The following is a 22,000-nucleotide window of genomic DNA, read 5'->3' on the forward strand; positions in this document are numbered from 1 at the left end:
CCCGCCTTTTCGCCAGACCTGCAGGGCCTGAGCTTTCAGGCCCATCCCCCCAGCCTTGCCGAGGGAAGCGATGTCCTTACTCAAAACCATAGACCGCAACGCCGAACGCTGGCTGCTTCTGGTGTTCTACGTGATGCTGGTCATCACGATGGCAATCGAGGTGCTGCGGCGCGAGATCTTCGCCTATTCCTCGATCTGGGGCGAGGAGATCGTCCGCTATTCCTTCATCTATCTGGCCTGGATCGGCGCAGCGGCGGCGGTCAAGGAACGCGCCCATATCCGGATCGACGTGATCATGCATTACCTCGGCCCGCGGCCCAAGGCGGTGCTGTATATCTTCGGTGATCTGGTGATGTTCGCGGTGGCGGTCATCGCGCTCTACTGGTCCTACGAGGCGGTTCATGTCTCGGCCAAATTCGGCTCGGTCACCGACGGGCTGCGGGTATCGAAGGTGTGGTTCCTGATGGCGGTGCCCACGGGCTTTGCCCTGATGATCTGGCGCCTGATCCAATCGTTGATGAATGACATCAAAAGTCTTCGTGACGGCACGCCCGTCTTCGAAGGCGACAAGCTGTTTGACTGAGGAGAAACCGGATGCTTTGGAGTTCTCTCAATCAAACGGTCGAACTTGGCTGGGATTTCTACCTGCCCGTGATCCTGTTCGTCGGCCTGATCGCGCTGGCGGTTCCGGTCTGGGCCGCGATCGGCTCGGCTGCGATCGTGATGCTGATCATGTCGGGCGACCTGCCGCTGAGCCTTGTAGGCGAAAGCCTGTTCACCGGTATCGACGCCTTTGCCCTGACCGCGGTGCCGCTGTTCATCCTGACCGGTGACGTGCTGGTGCGCACCGGGCTGTCGCGCAAGTTTCTGGACGTGGCCGAGGCGCTGACCTGTTTTGCCAAGGGCGGGTTCGGCTCGGCCACGGTTCTGGTTTGCGGCATGTTCGCGGCCATTTCGGGGTCCGACGCGGCAGGAGCGGCGGCGGTGGGTCGGATGACGATCAACCGACTGGTCGAAAGCGGCTATCCGCGCCCCTATGCCTGTGCGCTGGTGGCGGCGGGGGCCTGTACCGGCATCCTGATCCCGCCTTCGATCGCCTATATCATCATCGGGCTCGTGCTGGGTATCTCGGCCTCGACCCTGTTTCTGGCCGCTCTGATCCCGGGGCTGGCGATCCTGATCTCGATCCTCGTGACCAACATCATCATGAACCGCCTCTATGCCTATGAGGGCGGCGGCATGATGACCTTTGGCGAGTGGGCCGCCAACCTTGGGAAGGCGCTGAAATCAGGCTGGTATGCGTTCATCGTGCCCGGCATCATCTTCTATGGCATTTTCTCGGGCCGCCTGACCCCGACCGAGGCGGGCGCGACCGCCGTTGTCGTCACCATCATCATGGGGTTCATCCTGCGCACGCTGACGCTGGCAGACTTCCCGTCGATGCTGGTCAGCTCGGCCAAGGTGAACGGGGTGATCCTGCCGATCATCGCCTTCTCGGCCCCGCTGGCCGAGGCGCTGGCGATCATGGGCGTTCCGCAGGGCTTCGTGGCCTCGGTGACCTCGCTGACCGAGGATCCGTTCCTGCTGATCCTGCTGATGATCGGCATTCTGATCGCGGCCGGTTGCGTCATGGAGACGACACCGAATATCGTCATTCTGGCCCCGATCCTGAAACCGCTGGCGGATAATATCGGCATGAACGAAATCCAGTTCTGCATCATGATGATCACCGCGCTGGGCGTTGGCTTCATCACGCCGCCACTTGGGCTGAACCTGTTCGTGGTGTCGGGGATCACGGGTGAATCCATCCTCAAGATCGCAGCCCGCGCCGTGCCCTTCGTGCTGACCATGCTGATCGTCGTCATCCTGATCGCCTACTTTCCGGCACTGTCGACCACTTTGCTTCCTGAAATCTACCAATAGGATCTTCTGAATATGTCGCGTGAATACCTCAAGAAGGCCACCCTGACCGCACAATCCCACGCGTCCGAGGTGCATGACACGGTCAAGACCATTCTGGCCGACATCGAGGCCGGCGGCGACGCCAAGGCGCTGGAATACGCGGCCAAGTTCGACAAGTTCGAGGGCAACGTACTGATGACCCCCGCGGAAATCGACGCCGCCTGCGCCCGGGTGCCGGAAAAGCTCAAGGCCGACATCCGCTTTGCCCAAGACAACGTGCGCCGCTTTGCCGAGGCGCAGAAGGCCACCGTGTCGGATGTGCGGCTGGAAATCGTGCCGGGCTTCATCGCGGGGCAGAAGGCCATCCCGGTCGATGCGGCGGGCTGCTATGTGCCCGGCGGGCGGTATAGCCACATCGCCAGCGCCATCATGACCGTGACCACCGCCAAAGTGGCGGGGTGCCGTCACATCACCGCCTGTTCGCCGCCCCGCCCGGGCGAGGGCGTGGCCCCGGCGATCGTCTACGCCGCCCATATCAGCGGCGCTGACAGCATCCTGGCCATGGGGGGCGTGCAAGGCGTGGCCGCCATGACCTATGGCTTGTTCGGGCTGCCGCGCGCCAACATCCTTGTGGGGCCGGGCAACCAGTTCGTGGCCGAGGCCAAGCGCATTCTGTACGGCAAGGTCGGCATCGACATGATCGCGGGTCCGACCGATAGCCTGATCCTGGCGGATGCCACGGCCGACCCCTTCGTCGTGGCCACCGACCTGGTGAGTCAGGCCGAGCATGGCTACAACTCGCCCGTCTGGCTGGTGACCGATGACCGCGATCTGGCGACCCGGGTGATGGAGATGGTCCCGACCCTGATCGCCGATCTGCCCGAGCTGAACCGCGACAACGCCGCCGCCGCCTGGCGCGACTATGCCGAGGTGATCCTGTGCGCGGACCGCGAAGAAATGGCCGCGTGTTCCGACGACTACGCCCCCGAGCACCTAACCGTGCAGGCCGCGGATCTGGATTGGTGGCTGGATCGGCTGACCTGTTATGGATCGTTGTTCCTGGGCGAAGAAACGACCGTGTCCTATGGCGACAAGGCCACCGGAACGAACCACGTCCTGCCCACGTCAGGCGCGGCCAGCTATACCGGCGGGTTGAGCGTGCACAAATACATGAAGATCGTCACCTGGCAGCGGGCCACGCGCGAGGGTTCGAAACCCATCGCCGAGGCGACCGCGCGGATTTCGCGGCTGGAAGGGATGGAGGGCCACGCCCGCGCGGCCGATGTGCGTCTGGCCAAGTATTTCCCGGACGAAAACTTTGACCTGACCGCAGATGAATGACCCCCGCGACCTGTTCGATCTGACCCGCCGGGTGGCCTGCGTCACGGGCGCCAGTTCTGGGCTGGGCCGGCGTGTTGCGCAGGTGCTGGCGGCTGCGGGCGCGCGGGTGGTGGGCGTTGCCCGCCGGGCCGAGGCACTGGCCGAGTTGCAGGCCGAGATCGGTTCAAGCGCTGCGGTGGTCGCAGGTGACGTGGCCGACCGAAGTGGCTTGCCATCGCTGGTCGAACAAATCTCGGCCCCGTTCGGCGCGCCGGATATCGTGGTTCATGCCGCCGGGGTGAACACGCGACAGGCCGCCGATGACGTCACGCCCGAAGGCTGGGATGCGACGCTGGGCGTGAACCTCGGTGCGCCGTTCTTCCTCAGCCAGGCCATGGTTCCTGCGATGAAGGCGCGTGGTTGGGGCCGGATCGTGAACTTCGCCTCGCTGCAGACGACGCGGGCCTTTCCCGGCGGGATCGCCTATGGGGCCAGCAAGGGCGGGATCGCACAGCTGACCCGCGCCATGGCCGAGGCCTGGTCGTCCCACGGGATCACCGCCAACGCCATCGGCCCGGGCTTCTTTCCGACCGAGCTGACACAGGCGGTGTTCGATGACCCCGCCCGCGCGGCCCGCAACGCGGCGCAGACATGCATCGGTCGCAATGGCCGTATGGAAGACATCGACGGGCCGATCCTTTTTCTGTGCTCGCAGGCATCCGACTATGTCACCGGGCAGATCCTGATGGTTGACGGGGGGTTCACGGCGAAATGAAAGCTTTGGTTTATGAAGGTGTCGAACAGCTGGTCTATCGCGACGTACCGGACGCCGCGCCGCAGCCCGGTGAGCACCTGATCCGGGTCGAGGCCGCTGGGATCTGCGGGTCCGACATGCATGCCTATTTGGGTCATGATGCGCGCCGCCCGGCGCCCCTGATCCTGGGTCACGAGGCGGCGGGCACAGTGATCGGCGGCCCCAAAGACGGAACGCGGGTCACGATCAATCCGCTTGTAAATTGTGGGCAGTGCCCGGCCTGCCAAGCGGGGCGGGAAAACCTGTGCCCCGACCGTCAGATCATCTCGATGCCCCCGCGTGAAGGCGCCTTTGCTCAATATGTTTCGATGCCCTGGGATAATCTGGTCGAGGTGCCGGATCACGTGCCCTTCGCCAAAGCCGCCTTGGCCGAGCCGCTGGCCGTCAGCTGGCATGCCGCGCGCCTTGCGCTCGAGGCGCTGCACCCGGCGATGGAGCGTCGTGCGCTGGTGATCGGGGGTGGGGCGATTGGCCTTGCGGCGGCGCTGGCGCTGCGGGCGATGGATGTCGTGGATGTGACCATCGTCGAACCCAACGACCTGCGGCGTAAGTTCCTGCAAAGGCTGGATTGCGCCAAGGTCGCACCCGAAGCGCAAGGCGAATTTCCGATCGTGGTCGACGCCGTGGGCTTTGCCGCCACCCGTGTGGTTGCCTCGGAACGGGCCCAACCCGGCGGAGTGATCGCGCATGTGGGCCTGGGCGAGGACGCCGGCGGGTTGGACGTGCGACGCATGACCCTGCAAGAGATCACCTTCATCGGAACCTACACCTATACCGCGCAGGATTTCCGTCAGACTGCGCAGGCCATCTTTGACGGCGCTCTGGGCCCTCTGGACTGGATCGAAGAACGCGATCTGGCCGATGGCGCCCGGGCCTTTGCCCAGTTACGCTCGGGTGAGGTCGCGGTTCCGAAAATCGTGCTGTCCCCGTGGGCCTGACTGCCCGGAACTGGAGGTAACCATGTATAAGAAAATTCTTGTCCCCATGGCGCTTGACCACGGCATTTCGCCACAAACGCTCGAGATTGCCCGCGCCTTGGGCGGCGGATCCGCCGAGATCGTGGCGCTGCATGTCTATGAGATGCCGCAGGGATCGGTCAGCGTCTATCTGGATAAGGATGCCGTGGCCGATGGCTTTGCCCGCGCCCGCGAAGTCCTGATGAACAAGCTGGAAGGCCTTACGGACGTAAAGCCCGAACTGGTCAAAGGCCACACCGCGCGCACGATCATCGACTATGCCAACGACCACGGGTTCGATTGCGTCGTCATCGGCTCGCACCGTCCCGGACTGACTGATTATTTCCTTGGCTCGACCGCGTCGCGCGTGGTGCGGCATGCAAAATGTGCCGTCCACGTCCACCGCAGAACCTGACCCGTCCATCGCGCCCTCGGCGCCCCAACCCAGGAACAGAAGTTTCGACATGAGCATAGACAAGAAGATCACCGAAGATCTTGTGGCCAACGACATCTCGTTCGTCACCACGGTGCCGTGCAAGCAATTGGCCGGCGTCATCGCCGAGATCGACGCCCACGACTCCATCTACCACATCCCCTCGAACAAAGAGGACGAAGGCATGGGCCTGTGCGCCGGGGCCTGGATGGGCGGCAAGCGCCCCGCGATCATCATGCAGAACACCGCGATCGGGGTCACGATCAACACGCTGGCGACGCTGATCCAGTATTACCGGATGCCGCTGCCGATGCTGATCTCGTACCGGGGCGAACTGCGCGAGCCCATCGCCTGCCAGGTCGAGATGGCCGTTCACACCAAGGCCCTGCTGGCGCAGCTGCACATCCCGACCTACCATTTCCACCATCAGGAGGACGTGGCCGAGCTGGATGCTATCCTGAAATACACTTTCATGTGCAACAAGCCCGTCGCGATCCTGACCGACGCCAATTTTTGGGGAGGCTATGGCGACCAATGATCCGTTCTGAAATCCTGAAGGAAATCGCCCCGATCCTGCGAGACCAACTGGTGGTGTGCAACATCGGCATCCCCAGCCAGGAACTGCATGCCATCGACGATCAGCCCACCAATTTCTACATGCTGGGCACGATGGGCCTGGCCTCGAGCATCGGTCTGGGGCTGGCGCTGTCCCAGCCGAAACCGGTGATCGTCATCGACGGCGACGGCTCGATCCTGACCAATCTGGGGACGCTGCCGACCATCGCCAACAACGTGGCCGACAACTACATCCTGCTGATCATCGACAACGGCTCGTACGGCTCGACCGGAGATCAGCCGACCTATGCGGGGCAGAAGACCTCGCTGGCCAAGATGGCCGAGGCGGCGGGCTGCGAGCGCGTGATCGAATGCCAGGCCGAAGAGACCGGCAGCGTGCTGCAAGAAGCGCTGGACGCCCGCCAGATGACCATCATCGTCAGCAAATGTGAAAGCGGCAACGCCAAGATGCCGCCGATCACGATGGACCCGGTCGTCATCCGCGACCGCTTCATGAAGGCCGTTCAGGCCTGATGGGCGCAAGCGCCATCCACAGCGCCGAAGATGCCCGCCGGTTGGCCCGGCGGCGTCTGCCGTGGATGGTGTTCGACTATATCGACGGGGCCGCCGGGTCCGAGGCTGGGGCCCGGCGCACCCGCGCGGCGCTGGACGCCATGACCCTGCAGCCCCGGATCCTGCGCGATGTCAGTAGCCGGTCACTGGCAACCCGCGTATTCGGGCAACCAGCCGACAGGCCCTTCGGTATCGCGCCCATGGGCATGTGCAACCTGTCAGCTCCGGGCGCCGACCTGATGCTGGCGCGGCTGGCGACGCAATACGGGGTGCCGCTGGGCGTTTCCACGGTGGCCTCGACACCGATGGAGGCGCTGATCGAAGAGGCCCGGGGCCATGCCTGGTTTCAGCTGTATTTCAGCGGCGATGGCAACGGCACGTTCAAGCTGGTCGATCGGGCAAGGGCCGCGGGCTACAAGACTCTGATCCTGACGGTTGACGTGCCCGAAGTCGGCCGCCGCCCGCGCGAACTGCGCCACGGCTTCCGTATGCCGTTCCGGGTCGGGCCGTGGCAGTTTCTGGATTTCGCGCTGCACCCGCGCTGGTCGATCTCGACCTTGCTGAAGGGCAAACCGCAGATGGCGAATTTCCTGATGGAGGGGTTCGCGTTCGACCGCACCGAAAGCCGTGCAATGGCCGATTGGGACACGCTGGCAAGGTTGCGCGACCGGTGGCCGGGCAAGCTGGTGGTCAAGGGCGTGCTGGATGTCGAAGACGCGGTTGCGCTGAAGACGGCCGGAGTCGACGCCATCCAGGTCTCGAGCCACGGGGCCCGCCAGTTGGAAAGCGCACCCGCACCGATTTCAGTCCTGCCGCAGATCCGGGCGGCGGTCGGCGACGACTATCCGCTGTTTTTTGACAGCGGCCTGCGGTCCGGCGAAGATGCGCTCAAGGCGCTGATGGCCGGCGCCGATTTCCTGTTCTTCGGGCGGATCCTGCAATTCGCCATCGCGGCGGGCGGCGAGGCCGGTTTGCACAGGTTGTGGGCGGTGCTGTCCGAGGAGATGGACATCGCCATGGCCCAGATCGGTGTCAGCACCTTGTCGGAGATTCAACGACCGGACGGGGACTAGCGCGAGTGGAACAGGTTCTGGAACTCCTGCCTCATCCGCAGGCGTTCAGGGTATTCCTGCAAGAACCGTTCGGGCGGCTTGCCCTCCCAGACCTGGGAATAGACGCGCATTTTGTTGCCGCCGTAGATTTTGGCGAGGTCCTCGTTTGAATAGCCGCGCGCCCACAGATCATCGGTTATCGCGGCAAGGATCTTGGCCAATTCACCATTCCCGGTTGCGCCTTTGTTGAACGCATCAATCATGTAGCCACCGTCGTCATACATGCTGGCATTCGCGGTCGCGAACTGAACGACAAGTTCGGTTGAAAACATGTCGTCCGTCGCGATCCCGACATGCTCGACGCCGACAAGTTGGACATAATAGTCGATCATATCGGCGGCTTGTTTGGGTGAGATGTCTTCGGGCCATACCCCGTCCATCATCCATTCTGTGAATGTGGGCGATATGTATCCTCCGGACTTGGCGGCCCGCAGTGCCTCGTCGTCCGGGATGGCTCGGTAACAGCCCTTGGTCGTGGCGTTGGGCTCATTCGCGTAGAGCCCCGCCGGAACCGAGTGGGTGTAGACATAGGGCACGCCGGGATAGTTCTCGTCCATGTAGTCCATCGCGTCGTTGGCCGTTTTCGACCCGGTGTGGCTAAGGTCCAGCAGGATGCCAAAGCGCACCATCTCATCGATCACGGATTTGCCCCATGGGGTCAGACCGATGTCCCGTCCGTTGTAAGCTGCCAACTGCCCTGAACCGGTTCGGAAAATGTCGTTGTAGGCCAGGATCATGCTTTTGATGCCCATGTCCTTGAGCAGGGCCATCTTCTTGAGGTCGCCATCCAGAACCGTTGCCGTTTGGCTGTTCCAGATCACAGCCGTCTTGCCCTGAGCATGCGCGGCCTCGATATCGCGTGTTTCATTCACGATCAGATAATTCTCGGGCTGCTGCGCCATGGCGGCGCGGAAATGATAGTGCTGTTCAAGCAACGTGTCGCACGACATGTCAGCGGCGGCCAATGTCATTTCATGGCCGGTGATGCCGTTGTCCCGGGCGCGTTGGAAGTAGGTGTGCAGTTGTTCGTCTTCGGTCCAGCCGGTTCCGTAGGGGCTGGCCAGCATGCCCAGTACGATCGTGTCCTGCACGAACTGCCTGGCTTCGTCCGATGCGTCCCAGGTCTTGCTCTCTTCGCTGGCGTGAAGGGGTGCGGCGATTGTCAGGACAGTTGCGGCTGCAGTCATCAGTGGCTACATCGAGTGTCCTTCCATGGGTTGCATTGCCTCAAGTGGGCAGACCCGGCCAGCGTCAGAACACGAGCCTTGTCCGCAGGCCGAACAGGGCCACGCTGTCCTGGCCGGGGTTCAGCAGTGGGTTCGAGATGAACTGCACCGACGGCGTGATCTGCAAGCCGGGCGAAATCGAAAAACGGTAGAAAGCTTCGAGGGTGAACTGATCGCCGTCGATGCCACGGGCTTCGGCCCAGTTCAGCCCCAGCCCAGCCAGATCGGTGTTCCGGCCGTAGTACCCGATGCCGGCTGACAGGGACCGATCATACAGCGCCGCCGTTCCCTTTGCAGCGCCGGCGCGCAGGAACGGCATCCATTGGTTGCCCACGAACCACGCGGCGGAGAAGGCCGCGCCGTAGTCTTCGGCCCGGCTGCCGTCATCGGCTGCATCCGCGTGCCAAAGTGTCAGATGGATGTTGTCGAAATAGATCCGATCAAAGCCCGACGTGTAGCCCAGTTCGAGCGATTTGAAGAGGTTGCCGTCGCTGAAAACGTCGAAGTTCGGATCGGACGGATCGGCGTTTGCGTCAGCGACACTGGCCACAGCATAGAAATTGCTGCCCAGCCGCACGCCCCCGGCAAGACCCAGCCCGGGGTTGGGGGCGTTTATCGTCGGGTTGGTGTTGAACGACAGGTTCTGGAAACCGCTATAGGGACTGACAAGGCCATAGATGTCGACGAAGTCGGTCACGTCGATCTGACCGAATTGCAGCGTCCACGACCCGTCCGCGGCCCGCTGCGACCAGAACAGGTTGGTCAGCAGCAAACCCGTGTCGTTGAAGGCGGTTCCCGTGATCGAAAGCGCGCCTCCGTCCAGGCCCAGAAACTGCGGCGCGACATCGGTATAGCTGTGCCGGTGTTCGACCTTGAAGGTCAACGAACCCTGTTCGGTTGCCTGCCAGCTGCCATAGAAACGGGCAATTCCGCTGGCGGCTTCGCCGGCGCCAAGGTCGGCGTCCGTCGTTTGCCCAAGGGCCAGATAGTCAATGTTGAAACGGAACCCGTCTTCGGCCAGACGATCCTTCCAGGCAAACCATCCAAGCGCGATATTGCGTGGAAAACCCGACCGGAATTGCGGATCGGTCAAGCCGTCTCCGGGCTCAAGCTCGGCATTCACCGACGAGGGACCTGACAATCCCTGAGCGACCGCACCCGAAGCCCAGACAAGGGCCGCCAGCACCAGCGCAATCCGCCGGATCATTCCGAGGCCGCCTGACCACCGGTTTTGCGCCGCCCCGCGGCCCGAAGAAGATCTGTCGCGTCCTCGCTCCACTCCAGCCCGTCGGTGCGGTTCTGGAGCGTCTCGACCTTGTCTGCCTCCAATTGGAACGTGGCGCGCATCGGCATCAGCCCGTCGACCACGACCATCTGGTGATCGGTCGGCGAAATCGTCAGACGTCCCGTCAGGCGGACGGGTTCGTGGACATAGCTGGGAACCCAGTCGGCATCCAGCATCACACGGATCATCTGGTTCGGCGGCGGCGGCGGCATATGGCTGCACATGCCCCGTTCGGGCACCAGATAGACAACGGATCGCCCGTCCGCGTCCGCAGGAGCCGGAATGGCGAAACCGGACAGCGTGACCTCTTGCCCGTCATACAAGGGGTTGCCAAGCGTGGCTGCTTTTTCCCTGCGTTCGGTCACGACCTGGCGTTGACCCAACAGCCAGTCCACGTCGACACCGCCCGCGGCTAGCGCATCCTCGGTCTCGTGCAGAAGTTCCTGCCACTTCTGGCGGTCCTCGTCCGCTCCGACATCCTGCTGCAGCCGGCCACGCAGCCGAACGACGAACAGGACGTCGTCGAACTGTTCGGGGCTGAGGTCGCGATAGGGGTCCTCAAAGGTCTGGACGGTCGGATCGGGCAGATCGTCCCAACCAACCGAGAGGCCGGCCCAAGTGGGCGCGCCCGTACCCAAGCTGAGCGTCGCCGCAATCAGCAGAGTTCCGACGGAGTTCAGAAAGGCGGGCTTGTCATGGCGGTCCCGACCGCGAATCCTCATCATGGCCCTAGTTGAGCGTATTTTTGTAGATCACGCCATCCTTCATGATCAGGCGGATGGTCTCGGGGCTGTCAGGCCGCGGGTCCGCACCGAACCACTGATCGCCTGTACCCACGACCGAGAAATCTTCGAGCGGGTTGCCGTCGATCAGCAGGATATCCGCATAGGCGCCTTCCTCGATCACACCGAGCTTGCCAGCCGTGTAAGGGTTCGAAAAATCGCCTGACAATGCTACGACCTCACCGCCGATTGACGTAAGCGTCACCATCGACTGGTACGGTCCGAAGAACTCGTTATTGAGATGTTTTTCATAAGCAATCTGGATGTTGCATGCTTCCACCGATCCCACGCAATCGGTCTGAAATCCGCGTTTTACCGGGCATTCCTTCATATTCGGAATGTAGTTCGCGAAAGTCGCGGACGCCGATATCGCTTTCGCGAGGCTCTTGGGCTCGTTCTTGACCGATGGGATATCCAACAAACCCGGATCAAAAGCCGTGAGGTTAGTCGTTATGTAAGCCCCTTTCTCGTTCATAATCTCGGCAATCTCGCAATCGAAGGAGAAGCCGTGTTCAATGGACATTACACCGGCCTCAAGGGCGTTCATGATTGCTTCCTTGCGGTAAGAATGCGCCATGACATAGGTGCCGTATTCGTTGGCAACCTGAACGGCAGCTTCGATTTCTTCCTTGGAGCCGGCGAGCAACTGCCATGGGTCAAACGCCGAGATCACCCCACCCGACTGCATGAATTTCAGCTGTGTCGCCCCCATGCGCATGTTATTACGACCATACAAGTAGACATCATCGACACCGCTGACCTGTTGCGCCATGTTCAGATTACCGAAGTTGGTCTGCCCGCCCGGCGGCGAAGTGAAGGATGCGAAGTCAGCGTGGCCGCCGCGTGTCCCGAGGAACGCGCCTGACGCATAGTGACGTGGACCGACGATCTGTCCGGCGTCGATGGCCCTCCGCAGACCGCCGTTGGCGCCGCCCGCATCTCTTACAGTCGTAAATCCTTGCATCAGGTACATCTCGGCCATCCTGGTTCCATGGATGCCAAAATCCTCCCAGGTTGAGTTCGTTTCCATGGAAGCGATAGACGGTCCCATGAGCATGAGGTGTGCGTGAAGCTCGATGAAGCCAGGTGTCAGTGTCCTACCGCCGCCATCGATCACCTCCGCATTGGGGGCATCAATCGCATCGGTTGATACTGCCTTAATCAGGTTGCCTTCGATCAGAACGCTGGCATTCTCGATGCGCTGTTCATTCACGCCATCAAAGACATGCACGTTGGTGAACAGTGTTTGAGCTGGTTTTTCATCCTGGGCCGCCGCCGGCCAAGCGAGACTGAGGGCACAGACCACTCCAAGGTATAGACGTTTCATCACTGTTCCTCCCGTTTGTGCCTGTTTTGCTGTCATTATCCTAGATTTGAATATGATAGGGCCGGCGATCCAAAGTCAAACCTTCGGGGTTGATCATTGGAGGGGGAACAGGCCGTTTGTCCGATCCGCTTGATGCAGACGGGTGGCATGAGGGCATTGGCGCCGTCGATGATAACCGCGACTGGCTCAGCGGGCGCGGCCCAAGGCCAAACTCGAGGATTTCAGGGAAGTGGTAGCGGAGGAGGGACTTGAACCCCCGACACGCGGATTATGATTCCGCTGCTCTAACCAACTGAGCTACTCCGCCACGGTGAGAGGCGATTTAAGGGAGGGGCCGGAGAGGGTCAAGAGGGAAATGCCACGAAAATGCGGGATTCTTCATCCGGCCGTGTTGGCGGGTTTCGACGGCGATTGCGAAGCGTTGGCCATGCGGCGGACGAACTCTACGCAGGCCTCGGGCGCGGTCAGGGGGATCATGTGGCCGCGGTTCTCGAGCTGTTCAAAGCTCAGCCCGTATTCCACCATCGGTGCACCTTGCTGGCTGGGTGACAGGATCGGATCCTCGGCCCCGTACAGGATGCCGCCCCCAACCTTCAGTTCGTGGTAGCGTTGGGACTGGGCGTCGATGCTGGCGTCCACGCCCGCCAGATCCTGCGATCCGGTGATGTAGGCTGACGGCCGCAGCCCCAAGGCGCCACCGGCGCGGTCCAGGAAATCACCCGGGGCCGGTTCCGGGGCGAACGCTTCGCCGATCACATGCGGCGCCGTGGTTTTCGCCAGGGGAACAGCGATCGTGTTGGCGATCAGGCTGCGCAGCCATTCGGTCCGGATCTCCAGCGCCTTGAAGATGGCGGGTGTGCTGGGTACCCGATGCGTCAGCGGGGCCAGCAGGGCCAGTGCCCGAACCCGCTCAGGATTGTCCAGCGCCATGGCGAGCGACACCGCGCCCCCGAGCGAGTGTCCGACCAGAATGGCCTGCGATACGCCCTTGGCTTCGAGGAATTCGTGGACCATCCGCGCCTGTTCCGGCAGGGTGGCCAGCCGCGCGTGGTCGCGGGTCGAATACCCGCACCCGGGCCGGTCAACCGCGATGACGTGAAAGTCGTCGGCCAGAAGGTCGGTCATGGCATAGGTGAAGTGCTGCAACTGGCCGGTCAGCCCGTGGATCAGAACCACCGTCGGCTTCTCTGGATCGCCCTGTTCGACATAATGGATCGAACCGCCGTTCACCGGCAGGATCTGCCCGGGCTGAGGCACGGATTGGGCTCCCATCCGCGTCAGGCGCCGGGTCCAAAGATGCATCAGGATCAACGCGGCGCCGATGATCAGCGCAATGGTCAGCAGGGTGGTCATGTCGGCGGTCCTTTGGTCTGGGCGGGATCAACGGGATGGTAATGCTCGAGCCCGGCCTTCGCCAGACGTTTGCGGAATTCCGAAACGGTGCCGGGCCACAGCGTCGTATTGCGCCCCTGTGCGTCCTGATACCACGAAGTGCATCCGCCGGCCTGCCAGACACTGTCAGTATGTCGTTCCTGCATTTCACGGGTGAAGTCGGCCTGCCGGTCAGCGTTTGGAGCAATCGCGGGCAGACCCGCGCGCCGCATCTCCTCCAGCACCCGGCCGATATGGGCGACTTGTGCTTCGATCATCAGCACGACCGAATTGTGACCCAGCCCGGTATGTGGCCCCAGCAGGATAAAAAAGTTGGGAAACCCGGCAATGGCGGTGCCCAGATTGGCCTGCATGCCGTCGGCCCAGACCTCCTGCAGGCTCAGCCCGTCCGCGCCGCGGATGTCCAGCCTTTGGACCGCGTCCGTCACATGGAACCCGGTGCCCCAGATCAGAATGTCGGCCGCCGTCCGACTGCCGTCGGTCGCGACGATCTCGGACCCTTCGATCCGCTCGACCCCATGCGGGATCACGCTGACATTGTCGCGGGCCAGCGCCGGGTACCAGTCGTTCGAGCTGAGGACGCGCTTGCAGCCGATCCGGTAGTCCGGTGTCAGAATGCGGCGCATTTCGGGGTCGGATATGGCCTCCTCCAGCCCTTTGCGCCACATCTTCATGGCAAAGTCGACCGCGCGTTTTTCGCCGCGAAATACCCGGTGGCGGAATTCGAACAGCCAGTAGATGAACTGCCTGCGGATGCGCGGCAGCAGCGGAATGCGGCGATAGAGGTGCCGGACCCAGGGCGCAATCGGCCCGTCGGGACGCGGCAGAACGTAAGGCGCGCTGCGTTGGAAGATGGTGACATGGGCGGCGGTTTTGGCGATTTCCGGCACGAACTGAACGGCGGAAGCGCCGGTGCCGACAACTGCTATGCGTTTACCCTGCAGCGGCACCGTGTGGTCCCATTTGGCCGAGTGGAATGCCGGACCCTGAAAGCCCGCTGCTCCCGGGATCTCGGGAATGCTGGGTATGTGCAGGGCGCCGATGGCCGACACCAGGAACCGTGCCGTCCATTGCGCGCCGCCGGTCGTCTCGACCTGCCATTGCGTGCCGTCCCATTGGGCCGACTTCAGTTCGGTGTGGAAATGGCACAGATCGTACAGCCCTTCGTCACGCGCAACGCGGCGCATGTAGTCCCAGATTTCGGCCCCGCCTGCATAGGCGCGGGTCCAGTCCGGGTTCGGATGGGTGGCCATCGAATACAGGTGCGAGGGCACATCGCAGGCTACGCCGGGATAAGTGTTCTCTCGCCATGTGCCGCCGATGTCGTCGGCCTTTTCAAGGATCGCGATATTGTGGATGCCGCGTTTGCGGGCTTCGATCGCCATGATCAGCCCGGAGAACCCGGCCCCTACGATCAGCATGTCAGTGTCGTGGGTCATGCCTGCACCTCCTCCCAAAGGTACAAGGTCAGGATAGGGTCAAACTGCGTTTCAGGAAAACCTGCCGTGGGGTCAGTCTTGGTTCAGATCGTCGGGAAGGGGGCGCGGCAGTTGATCCAGCAGGCGGAACACCTGCGCACGACAGGCCGGTCCGGTCCAGTCCGGCGGGCAGAATCCGTCGGGCAGGTCGGGCAGGCGCAGAACGACGCGCCGCCACCGGTGCACGATCAACGTGCGCAGGGTCGCGATCTGACAGGCTGTGGGCTCCCAACTGGCCGGGCGGCCTTGGGACACGTGGCGCACGGCCTCGTGCAGGGATCGGTAAGCTGCGCGCAGATCCGGCGGAAACAGCTTTTCATGCACCCATCGCGGGACCGAGCGAGCGGTGACCTCAAGGACCAGCAGCTCGTCCTGGTCCACGGGCGGTGCCCCCGATCCCAACGCGGCGTTGCGCCCGATCGGCGTGTAGTCGTGGCTGAGCAGGATGTCTTCCAGCAGCCGGGTGCCGCTGCCATCTTCGGCGATCAGCAGGTGCAGCGGCGTATCCGGCGCAGGATCACGCGCATAGATGCGCGGGGTGACACGGGCCGACTGCGTGCGGCCATATTCGGTCAGGAAATGCATCGAGACGCGCCCGATCCGGTCGCTCTCAATCCAGCCATCCTTGCGCAGACGGTGCAGGGCCACGCGGATCGCCTCGGGCTTGATGCCCATCGGTTCGATGATGCGGCCCAGCGCCCCGCCTGAGATCTTGGCGCCGCGCTCCTGCGCCATGTCGCCGAACAGCGACACGATGATCGACCAGACCCGCTGATTCTGCGGGTCGGCCAGTTCGGCCACGGCCTGGGTGAACCACGGATGCGCATTGGTCATGCGCTTAGTCTATCCGGCCCGGCTGTGCAAGAAAAACACTTTGCCGTGCGCTCAGTAGGCGTTCATGGTCAGCAGTTCGTATTCGGCGACCTTCTCGTCATCCTGATTGGTCAGGGTCACGTGCCAGCGCACCTCGCCATAGTCGTCGGTGCGGCGGGTCTTTTGCTTGACCGTCAGGCGGACCTTGATGCTGTCGCCGGCCACGACCGGCTTCATGAAGCGCAGACCGTCCAGCCCGGTATTGGCCAGCACCGGCCCTTCGTTCGGCTCGACGAACAGGCCAGCGGCAAAACTCAGCAGCAGATAGCCATGCGCCACGCGGCCCGGAAAAAACGGGTTTCTGGCCGCCGCGTCCTCGTCCATGTGGGCATAGAAGGTGTCGCCGGTGAAATGGGCGAAATGTTCGATGTCGTCCAGCGTGATGGTCCGGGGCGCCGTGTGCAGCGTCTCGCCGATCTGCAGGTCCCCGAACTTGCGGGTAAAGGGATGGGCGGGGCCTTGGATCTCGGGCGCGCCGGGGATCCATTTCCGGCCGATCGTCGCCAGCATCCGGGGCGAGCCCTGCAGGGCCGTGCGCTGCATGTAGTGTTTCACGCCGCGCACGCCGCCCATTTCCTCGCCGCCGCCGGCGCGACCGGGGCCGCCATGGACCATATGCGGCAGGGGCGAGCCATGGCCGGTGGATTCCTGCATCGAGTCGCGGTCGTTGATGTAGATCCGCCCGTTGAAGGCGGCCGCGCCCATCACCACCTGGCGCGCGACCTCGGGGTCATGGGTGATCAGCGAGGTGACCAGCGACCCCTGGCCGCGATTGGCCAGCGCGATGGCGTGGTCCAGATCGCGATAGCCCATGATGGTCGAGACCGGGCCGAACGCCTCGGTGTCATGCACGTGCCGGGCGGCGTCGGGATCGGCGCAGTGAAACAGCATCGGCGGGACGAAGGCGCCCTTTTCGGCATCGGCGCCGACCACCTCGAAGGCATCTGGGTCGCCGAACACGCGTTCGGCCTCTTGCCCGATGAGGCGGGCCTTGGCCAGAACGTCGGCCTTCTGCCCGTTCGAGACCAGCGCGCCCATGCGCGTGCCGTCCAGCCGCGGATCGCCGATCGTGGTCTGCGCCAGCTTGGCCGAGATCGCCGCGATCAGCGGCTGGACCTGCGCCTGCGGAGCGATGATGCGGCGGATAGCGGTGCATTTCTGCCCGGCCTTCGTCGTCATCTCGCGCACGACTTCCTTGACGAAAAGGTCAAATTCGGGCGTGTCGGGTGCCGCGTCGGGGCCAAGGATCGACGCGTTGAGGCTGTCCTGCTCGGCCACGAACCGCACCGAGTTGGTCACGATCACCGGGTTCTGCCGCAGCTTCATCGCGGTGTCGGCCGATCCGGTAAAGCTGACCACGTCCTGACAGGTCAGGTGATCCAGCATGTCGCCCAGCCCGCCCGAGACCAGCTGCAGTGCGCCGTCGGGCAGGATGCCGCTGTCCAGCATGATCCGCACGGCCAGTTCGGTGACATAGCAGCTGTTTGTGGCCGGTTTCACGATCGCCGGAACCCCGGCCAGCAGGGTGGGGGCCAGTTTCTCAAGCATCCCCCAGACCGGGAAGTTGAAGGCGTTGATATGCACCGCGACACCCTGCAGCGGGGTGCAGACATGCTGGCCCAGGAAGGTGCCGTTCCGCGACAGTTGCTCGACATCGCCATCCAAATAGACATGGCCGTCGGGCATCTCGCGCCGCCCTTTCGAGGCAAAGACGAACATGGTGCCGATACCGCCATCGATGTCGATCAGGTGATCCTTCTGCGTGGCGCCGGTTTCAAAACTCAGGTCATAGAGCGCCTGTTTGCGTTCCGACAGCGCCTGCGCCAGCGCCTTGAGCATCTTGGCGCGTTCATGGAAAGTCAGCCGGCGCAGGGCAGGCCCGCCCACGTCGCGGGCATGGGCCAGCATCGCCTGCACGTCCAGCGTGTCATTGCCGGCGGTGGCGAAGGGCGCGCCGGTGATGGCCGAGGCGATGGTGCGGGCCCCGGCGCCGGGCGCAACCCACTGGCCCGCGGCGAAACTGGAAATCTGTTTCAGAGACATGAGATGCTCCTGTATTGGGGCCGCCTTGCGCGGCGAAATCTGCTCAGTGACCCAACGCGCCCATCTGTTGCGGCAAGTACAGAACCACGATCGGAACCAGAACGATCAGCGCCAGGCGGAAGATGTCGGCCACCCAGAACGGGGTCACGCCGCGAAAGATCGTTCCGGTCGAGACATCGCCCACCACGCCCTTGAGGATGAAGACGTTCAGGCCTACCGGCGGGGTGATCAGCGAAATCTCGGTGACCACCACCACGACGATGCCGAACCAGATCGGGTCATAGCCCAGCGAGGTCACCAGCGGGAAAAAGATCGGAACCGTCAGCAGCAGCATCGACAGGGATTCAAACACGCAGCCGAGGATGATGTAGATACCCAGGATCATCAGGATCACGACGAAGGGTGCCACGTCATAGGCGGTGACCATGGCGATCAGCGCCTCGGGCAGGCCGGCCAGGTTGATGAAGTTCGAAAAGATCTGCGCGCCGATCAGCACCGCGAACAGCGCGGCGGCGGTAAAGCAGGTTTCCTTCAGCACCTCGAAGGTCGATCCCACGGTCAGCCCGCCGCGGAACAGCGCGATCAGAAAGGCGCCGGCGGCGCCCATGCCTGCGGCCTCGGTCGGCGAAAAGGTCAGGTTCAGCGGTTCGAAATCGAACACGCCATACAGCCCGCCGATCACAAGGAAGAACAGCAGCAGCACCGCCCAAACGGACCCCAGCGCGCTGATGCGCTCGCCCCAGCTGGCGCGTTCACCGGCTGGTCCGGCCTGAGGGTTGCGCCACACGGTCCAGCGCACGGCGAACAGGTAGAACAGGATGCCTAAAATGCCGGGGATGATGCCGGCCATGAATAGCTTGCCGATCGAGGTTTCGGTCAGCAGCCCGTAGATGACCAGGATGACAGAGGGCGGGATCAGGATGCCCAGCGTGCCGCCGGCCGCGATCGAGGCGGTCGACAGTTCGTCGGAATAGCCGTAGCGGCGCATTTCGGGCATGGCCACCTTGGACATGGTCGCGGCGGTGGCCAGCGACGATCCGCAGATGGCCGAAAACCCGCCGCAGGCCGCGACGGTCGCCATGGCGATGCCGCCGCGCATATGGCCCAGAAAGGCGTTGGAAACGGCGTAAAGCTCGCGCGCCATGCCGCCCTTGTTGACGAACAAGCCCATCAGGATGAACAGCGGCACGACCGACAGGCCGTAATCCTGCGCGGTATCGGTGATCTGGCGGCCGACCATCGACATAGCGGCCTTCAACCCGCGTTCGTCAAAGATCGAGCCGCCGCGTTCATAGGCAAAGCCCAGCGTGCCGACCAGCCCCATGGCAAAGACGATGGGCAGGCGCATCAGCACCAGGATCAGGACAAGGGCAAATCCGATGAGGGCAGCGGTCATTGAGTGGATTCCGTCAGGGTCTTGGGGGCAAACAGGTACAGCAGTCCGGTGATGATCATCACCACGGCGGTGATCGCCACCGATGCAGTGATGAACCAGCCGACGAGGTAGGTCGGGATGCTGAGGTATTCGGTGACATCGCCATAGTCGCGGGCGCGTTCGGCCAGGATCCACACGCGCTGGACCGGCCAATACAGCATGGCGCCGCTGAGGATATAGATCACAGCATCGCGCAGGCGGCTGAGCCGCAGGCGGTGGAAGATACCGTCGGTCAGGTCCACGGCGATATGCCCGTTGGTGACCGAGATGATGGGCAGCACCGAGAACACCAGAATGGCCATCAGGATGCGCGTCAGTTCGGTGGCGGCCTCGATCGGCGCGTTGAAGACCGATCGCAGGATCACGTCGCAGAAGGTCATCACCATCAGGATGAACAGGGCCGTGCAGGCGACGATCACCGGCAGGACGCTGGCGCGCCGTACAAGCTGGATGAGAGGGGTCATCGGGTGGCTCCGAATGGGGCTGGGTGGGGGCGGCCTGCGCCGCCCCGCAGCAGGGATCAGTTCGAGGACATTTCCGACTTGATCATGTCATAGGCGGCTTGAGCATCGACACCGGCATCGTTGACTTCGGCAATCACCTTGGCGCGAACGTCCTCGGCGATCGTCGAGAATTTCTCCATGTCCTCGGCAGCGGCTTCGTGGATCGCATTGCCCTCAGTGCCTTGGGTCGCTTCACGACCGATGGCGTCAATCTCGTCCCAGATCTTGCCGATTTCGCGGCTCAGCGGTTCGCCGAACACGTTTTCTTCCAGCGCTTGCTGGATGTCTTCCGGCAGGTCGGCAAACGTGTCTTCGTTCATGATGAAGGCAAACGACCCGCGATACAGGCCACCCGGCATCTCATAGACGTTCGGGGCAACCTCGGTCAGCTTGAAGCCCTTGCGCGATTCGAGGGGCATGACCACGCCGTCGGCGGCCTTCGAGGCCAGAGTCTCATAGACCTTCGGCGCCGGAACCTGGATGCCGGTCGCACCCAGCGCGGTGCCCACGTCGCCACCGACGCCACCGGGGATCCGCACTTTGAGGCCCGAGATCTGGTCCATCGAGGTCACCGGGCTGCTTGTGTGCAGCTGGGCGGGGCCGTGGGTGTGCAGGGCAATGACCTTGACGCCGCGATGTTCGTCGGCGGCCTTCAGATACTTGTCATAGGCGCGCCAATAGGCAACCGAGGCGGCCTCGGCCGAGCCTTCATAGCCCGGCAGCTCGATCAGCTTGGTCGTCACGAAGCGGCCCGGCTGATAGCCGTGGAAGATGATCGACGCATCCGCCGCACCATCCATGATCAGGTCCATCTGGGCCGGGGGCGGGGCGATGCCTAGCTTCAGCTCGGCGGTCACCTTGCCGTCGGTAGCCTCTTCGACCATCTCGACGAATTTGGGCCACATCTTGGCGTTGATCCCGTGGGTGGGCGGCGCCCAGCTGGAAATCGTCAGGGTGTAGTCCGCCGCAAATGCCACGCTGCCCGACACTGCCAAGGCAGCCGTCGCCAACAGCGTTTTGATCCCGTTGAGTTTCATGACTGGTTTCCTCCTCCAAAACATGAGTCACAAATGCGTTAATGGTCCTTTTTGTAACCATCAACCGGCCGAAAGCCCGGATTCGGCGCTTCGTCGGAGAAATTTATTGACCAACCGTTCGGTTAATGCAAGAAGAATATCGAAACGAATGCAAAGCGAGCGGCCCATGAGCGATACGATTCTTGCGCAGCGGCGTGGAAATTATGTGGAAATCACTCTCAACCGCCCTGATCGCCTGAACAGCTTCACCGAGGAAATGCACCATGCCCTACGCCGCGCCATCGAAGGCGCGCGCGATGAGGGCGCGCGGGCGATCCTGCTGACCGGGGCCGGGCGCGGGTTCTGCGCGGGGCAGGATCTGGCCGATCGCGACCCGTCGAAAATGGACGGCCCACCGGATCTGGGCCACACGGTGCGCACCTTCTATGCGCCGCTGGTGCGGTTGATCCGGTCGCTGAAATTTCCGGTGATCTGCGCGGTGAACGGGGTGGCCGCGGGCGCGGGTGCCAATCTTGCGCTGGCCTGCGATATCGTGCTGGCCGCCGAGTCCGCGAAATTCATCCAGTCCTTCGCCAAGATCGGGCTGATCCCCGATACCGGCGGCAGCTGGCACCTGCCGCATCTGCTGGGCGAGGCGCGGGCCAAGGGGCTGGCCCTGACCGGCGAGCCCTTGGCGGCGAAAACGGCCGAGGACTGGGGCCTGATCTGGAAAGCCCTGCCCGATGCCGATCTGATGGCCGAGGCACGCGCGCTGGCCGAACGCTTGTCGAACGGCCCGACGCTGGGCCTGGGTCTGACCAAGCAGACCATCCAGGCCGCCGCGACCAACAGCCTGACCGATCATCTGGAAATCGAGGCCGACGCCATGAAGACCTGCGGTGAATCCGCCGACTATGCCGAAGGCGTCGCAGCCTTTCTGGAAAAGCGCAGCCCGGAGTTTCGGGGCGAATGAGC

At 63.1% G+C, this 22,000-nt stretch carries 21 protein-coding genes and 1 tRNA gene; 10 read left to right on the forward strand and 12 right to left on the reverse strand.

Annotated elements, in window-relative coordinates; genetic code table 11:
* Positions 1-70: 70 nt before the first annotated feature.
* From ACR0IR_RS00370 to ACR0IR_RS00410, 9 genes are read left to right on the forward strand one after another with little or no spacing between them, the layout of a single operon-like run.
* On the forward strand, positions 71-583 hold the full coding sequence (locus tag ACR0IR_RS00370) for a TRAP transporter small permease (RefSeq protein WP_093964490.1): 513 nt from the start codon (positions 71-73) through the stop codon (positions 581-583).
* 11 nt (positions 584-594) lie between these two features.
* On the forward strand, positions 595-1,923 hold the full coding sequence (locus ACR0IR_RS00375; protein WP_170365083.1) for a TRAP transporter large permease: 1,329 nt from the start codon (positions 595-597) through the stop codon (positions 1,921-1,923).
* Between the two features lie 12 nt (positions 1,924-1,935).
* A complete protein-coding gene (gene hisD, locus ACR0IR_RS00380; protein WP_170365081.1) occupies positions 1,936-3,243 on the forward strand; it encodes a histidinol dehydrogenase in 1,308 nt (435 codons plus the stop codon).
* A complete protein-coding gene (locus tag ACR0IR_RS00385; RefSeq protein ID WP_170365079.1) occupies positions 3,236-3,997 on the forward strand; it encodes an SDR family NAD(P)-dependent oxidoreductase in 762 nt (253 codons plus the stop codon). Before hisD ends, ACR0IR_RS00385 begins: the two co-directional genes overlap by 8 nt.
* Positions 3,994-4,974, forward strand: a complete 981-nt coding sequence (locus tag ACR0IR_RS00390; RefSeq protein WP_170340247.1) for a zinc-dependent alcohol dehydrogenase — start codon at positions 3,994-3,996, stop codon at positions 4,972-4,974. Before ACR0IR_RS00385 ends, ACR0IR_RS00390 begins: the two co-directional genes overlap by 4 nt.
* A 22-nt stretch (positions 4,975-4,996) precedes the next feature.
* Positions 4,997-5,407 carry a universal stress protein gene (locus ACR0IR_RS00395; protein ID WP_170365077.1) on the forward strand — a complete coding sequence of 137 codons (411 nt, stop codon included), beginning with the start codon at positions 4,997-4,999 and terminating at the stop codon, positions 5,405-5,407.
* 49 nt (positions 5,408-5,456) lie between these two features.
* Entirely contained in the window at positions 5,457-5,963 is a 507-nt protein-coding gene (gene comD, locus ACR0IR_RS00400) for a sulfopyruvate decarboxylase subunit alpha (RefSeq protein WP_170365075.1), read from the forward strand.
* Positions 5,960-6,514 carry a sulfopyruvate decarboxylase subunit beta gene (gene comE, locus ACR0IR_RS00405; protein ID WP_170365073.1) on the forward strand — a complete coding sequence of 185 codons (555 nt, stop codon included), beginning with the start codon at positions 5,960-5,962 and terminating at the stop codon, positions 6,512-6,514. Before comD ends, comE begins: the two co-directional genes overlap by 4 nt.
* Positions 6,514-7,626, forward strand: coding sequence for an alpha-hydroxy acid oxidase (locus ACR0IR_RS00410; RefSeq protein ID WP_170365072.1), 1,113 nt, complete (start codon positions 6,514-6,516; stop codon positions 7,624-7,626). The genes comE and ACR0IR_RS00410 overlap by 1 nt, the downstream gene beginning before the upstream one ends.
* Here the strand turns inward: ACR0IR_RS00410 and ACR0IR_RS00415 are convergent.
* The 12 genes from ACR0IR_RS00415 to ACR0IR_RS00470 all read right to left on the reverse strand — a co-directional run bounded on the left by ACR0IR_RS00415 (position 7,623) and on the right by ACR0IR_RS00470 (position 21,046).
* A complete protein-coding gene (locus ACR0IR_RS00415; RefSeq protein ID WP_170365070.1) occupies positions 7,623-8,852 on the reverse strand; it encodes a membrane dipeptidase in 1,230 nt (409 codons plus the stop codon). The genes ACR0IR_RS00410 and ACR0IR_RS00415 overlap by 4 nt on opposite strands.
* 64 nt (positions 8,853-8,916) lie before the next feature.
* Positions 8,917-10,098 (reverse strand): carbohydrate porin, encoded by a 1,182-nt coding sequence (locus tag ACR0IR_RS00420; protein WP_170365068.1) that lies wholly within the window; start codon positions 10,096-10,098, stop codon positions 8,917-8,919.
* Positions 10,095-10,898: a DUF3299 domain-containing protein gene (locus ACR0IR_RS00425; protein WP_480778951.1), complete on the reverse strand. Its 804-nt coding sequence runs from the start codon at positions 10,896-10,898 to the stop codon at positions 10,095-10,097. The genes ACR0IR_RS00420 and ACR0IR_RS00425 overlap by 4 nt, the downstream gene beginning before the upstream one ends.
* Before the next feature lie 7 nt (positions 10,899-10,905).
* Positions 10,906-12,285 carry an amidohydrolase family protein gene (locus ACR0IR_RS00430; protein ID WP_170365066.1) on the reverse strand — a complete coding sequence of 460 codons (1,380 nt, stop codon included), beginning with the start codon at positions 12,283-12,285 and terminating at the stop codon, positions 10,906-10,908.
* A 230-nt stretch (positions 12,286-12,515) separates the two neighbouring features.
* Positions 12,516-12,592: transfer RNA gene (locus tag ACR0IR_RS00435), tRNA-Met, on the reverse strand.
* Between the two features lie 71 nt (positions 12,593-12,663).
* Positions 12,664-13,638: an alpha/beta fold hydrolase gene (locus ACR0IR_RS00440; RefSeq protein WP_170365065.1), complete on the reverse strand. Its 975-nt coding sequence runs from the start codon at positions 13,636-13,638 to the stop codon at positions 12,664-12,666.
* The gene (locus ACR0IR_RS00445; RefSeq protein ID WP_170365063.1) at positions 13,635-15,116 is read right to left on the reverse strand and encodes a flavin-containing monooxygenase; all 1,482 of its coding nucleotides are present in this window, start codon (positions 15,114-15,116) and stop codon (positions 13,635-13,637) included. Before ACR0IR_RS00445 ends, ACR0IR_RS00440 begins: the two co-directional genes overlap by 4 nt.
* A gap of 72 nt (positions 15,117-15,188) precedes the next feature.
* A complete protein-coding gene (locus tag ACR0IR_RS00450; protein WP_170365062.1) occupies positions 15,189-15,989 on the reverse strand; it encodes a PaaX family transcriptional regulator C-terminal domain-containing protein in 801 nt (266 codons plus the stop codon).
* Positions 15,990-16,040: 51 nt separating this feature from the next.
* A complete protein-coding gene (paaZ, locus tag ACR0IR_RS00455; protein ID WP_170365060.1) occupies positions 16,041-18,071 on the reverse strand; it encodes a phenylacetic acid degradation bifunctional protein PaaZ in 2,031 nt (676 codons plus the stop codon).
* 43 nt (positions 18,072-18,114) lie between these two features.
* Entirely contained in the window at positions 18,115-19,467 is a 1,353-nt protein-coding gene (locus tag ACR0IR_RS00460; RefSeq protein ID WP_170365058.1) for a TRAP transporter large permease, read from the reverse strand.
* Positions 19,464-19,970, reverse strand: coding sequence for a TRAP transporter small permease (locus ACR0IR_RS00465; protein WP_170339726.1), 507 nt, complete (start codon positions 19,968-19,970; stop codon positions 19,464-19,466). The genes ACR0IR_RS00460 and ACR0IR_RS00465 overlap by 4 nt, the downstream gene beginning before the upstream one ends.
* A 56-nt stretch (positions 19,971-20,026) precedes the next feature.
* On the reverse strand, positions 20,027-21,046 hold the full coding sequence (locus ACR0IR_RS00470) for a TRAP transporter substrate-binding protein (RefSeq protein ID WP_170365057.1): 1,020 nt from the start codon (positions 21,044-21,046) through the stop codon (positions 20,027-20,029).
* A gap of 166 nt (positions 21,047-21,212) precedes the next feature.
* Here ACR0IR_RS00470 and paaG point away from each other — a divergent pair, with 166 nt between their 5' ends.
* Complete coding sequence (gene paaG, locus ACR0IR_RS00475; RefSeq protein ID WP_170365055.1) at positions 21,213-21,998, forward strand: 2-(1,2-epoxy-1,2-dihydrophenyl)acetyl-CoA isomerase PaaG; 786 nt, start codon at positions 21,213-21,215, stop codon at positions 21,996-21,998.
* The last annotated feature ends 2 nt before the right edge of the window (positions 21,999-22,000 follow it).

It is taken from the genome of Ruegeria sp. CF2, assembly GCF_056537385.1.

Coding starts and splice junctions, on each gene's coding strand:
- ACR0IR_RS00370 (WP_093964490.1), top strand. CDS start 71: ATGTCCTTACTCAAAACCATAGACCGCAACGCCGAACGCTGGCTGCTT.
- ACR0IR_RS00375 (WP_170365083.1), top strand. CDS start 595: ATGCTTTGGAGTTCTCTCAATCAAACGGTCGAACTTGGCTGGGATTTC.
- hisD (WP_170365081.1), top strand. CDS start 1,936: ATGTCGCGTGAATACCTCAAGAAGGCCACCCTGACCGCACAATCCCAC.
- ACR0IR_RS00385 (WP_170365079.1), top strand. CDS start 3,236: ATGAATGACCCCCGCGACCTGTTCGATCTGACCCGCCGGGTGGCCTGC.
- ACR0IR_RS00390 (WP_170340247.1), top strand. CDS start 3,994: ATGAAAGCTTTGGTTTATGAAGGTGTCGAACAGCTGGTCTATCGCGAC.
- ACR0IR_RS00395 (WP_170365077.1), top strand. CDS start 4,997: ATGTATAAGAAAATTCTTGTCCCCATGGCGCTTGACCACGGCATTTCG.
- comD (WP_170365075.1), top strand. CDS start 5,457: ATGAGCATAGACAAGAAGATCACCGAAGATCTTGTGGCCAACGACATC.
- comE (WP_170365073.1), top strand. CDS start 5,960: ATGATCCGTTCTGAAATCCTGAAGGAAATCGCCCCGATCCTGCGAGAC.
- ACR0IR_RS00410 (WP_170365072.1), top strand. CDS start 6,514: ATGGGCGCAAGCGCCATCCACAGCGCCGAAGATGCCCGCCGGTTGGCC.
- ACR0IR_RS00415 (WP_170365070.1), bottom strand. CDS start 8,852: ATGACTGCAGCCGCAACTGTCCTGACAATCGCCGCACCCCTTCACGCC.
- ACR0IR_RS00420 (WP_170365068.1), bottom strand. CDS start 10,098: ATGATCCGGCGGATTGCGCTGGTGCTGGCGGCCCTTGTCTGGGCTTCG.
- ACR0IR_RS00425 (WP_480778951.1), bottom strand. CDS start 10,898: ATGAGGATTCGCGGTCGGGACCGCCATGACAAGCCCGCCTTTCTGAAC.
- ACR0IR_RS00430 (WP_170365066.1), bottom strand. CDS start 12,285: ATGAAACGTCTATACCTTGGAGTGGTCTGTGCCCTCAGTCTCGCTTGG.
- ACR0IR_RS00440 (WP_170365065.1), bottom strand. CDS start 13,638: ATGACCACCCTGCTGACCATTGCGCTGATCATCGGCGCCGCGTTGATC.
- ACR0IR_RS00445 (WP_170365063.1), bottom strand. CDS start 15,116: ATGACCCACGACACTGACATGCTGATCGTAGGGGCCGGGTTCTCCGGG.
- ACR0IR_RS00450 (WP_170365062.1), bottom strand. CDS start 15,989: ATGACCAATGCGCATCCGTGGTTCACCCAGGCCGTGGCCGAACTGGCC.
- paaZ (WP_170365060.1), bottom strand. CDS start 18,071: ATGTCTCTGAAACAGATTTCCAGTTTCGCCGCGGGCCAGTGGGTTGCG.
- ACR0IR_RS00460 (WP_170365058.1), bottom strand. CDS start 19,467: ATGACCGCTGCCCTCATCGGATTTGCCCTTGTCCTGATCCTGGTGCTG.
- ACR0IR_RS00465 (WP_170339726.1), bottom strand. CDS start 19,970: ATGACCCCTCTCATCCAGCTTGTACGGCGCGCCAGCGTCCTGCCGGTG.
- ACR0IR_RS00470 (WP_170365057.1), bottom strand. CDS start 21,046: ATGAAACTCAACGGGATCAAAACGCTGTTGGCGACGGCTGCCTTGGCA.
- paaG (WP_170365055.1), top strand. CDS start 21,213: ATGAGCGATACGATTCTTGCGCAGCGGCGTGGAAATTATGTGGAAATC.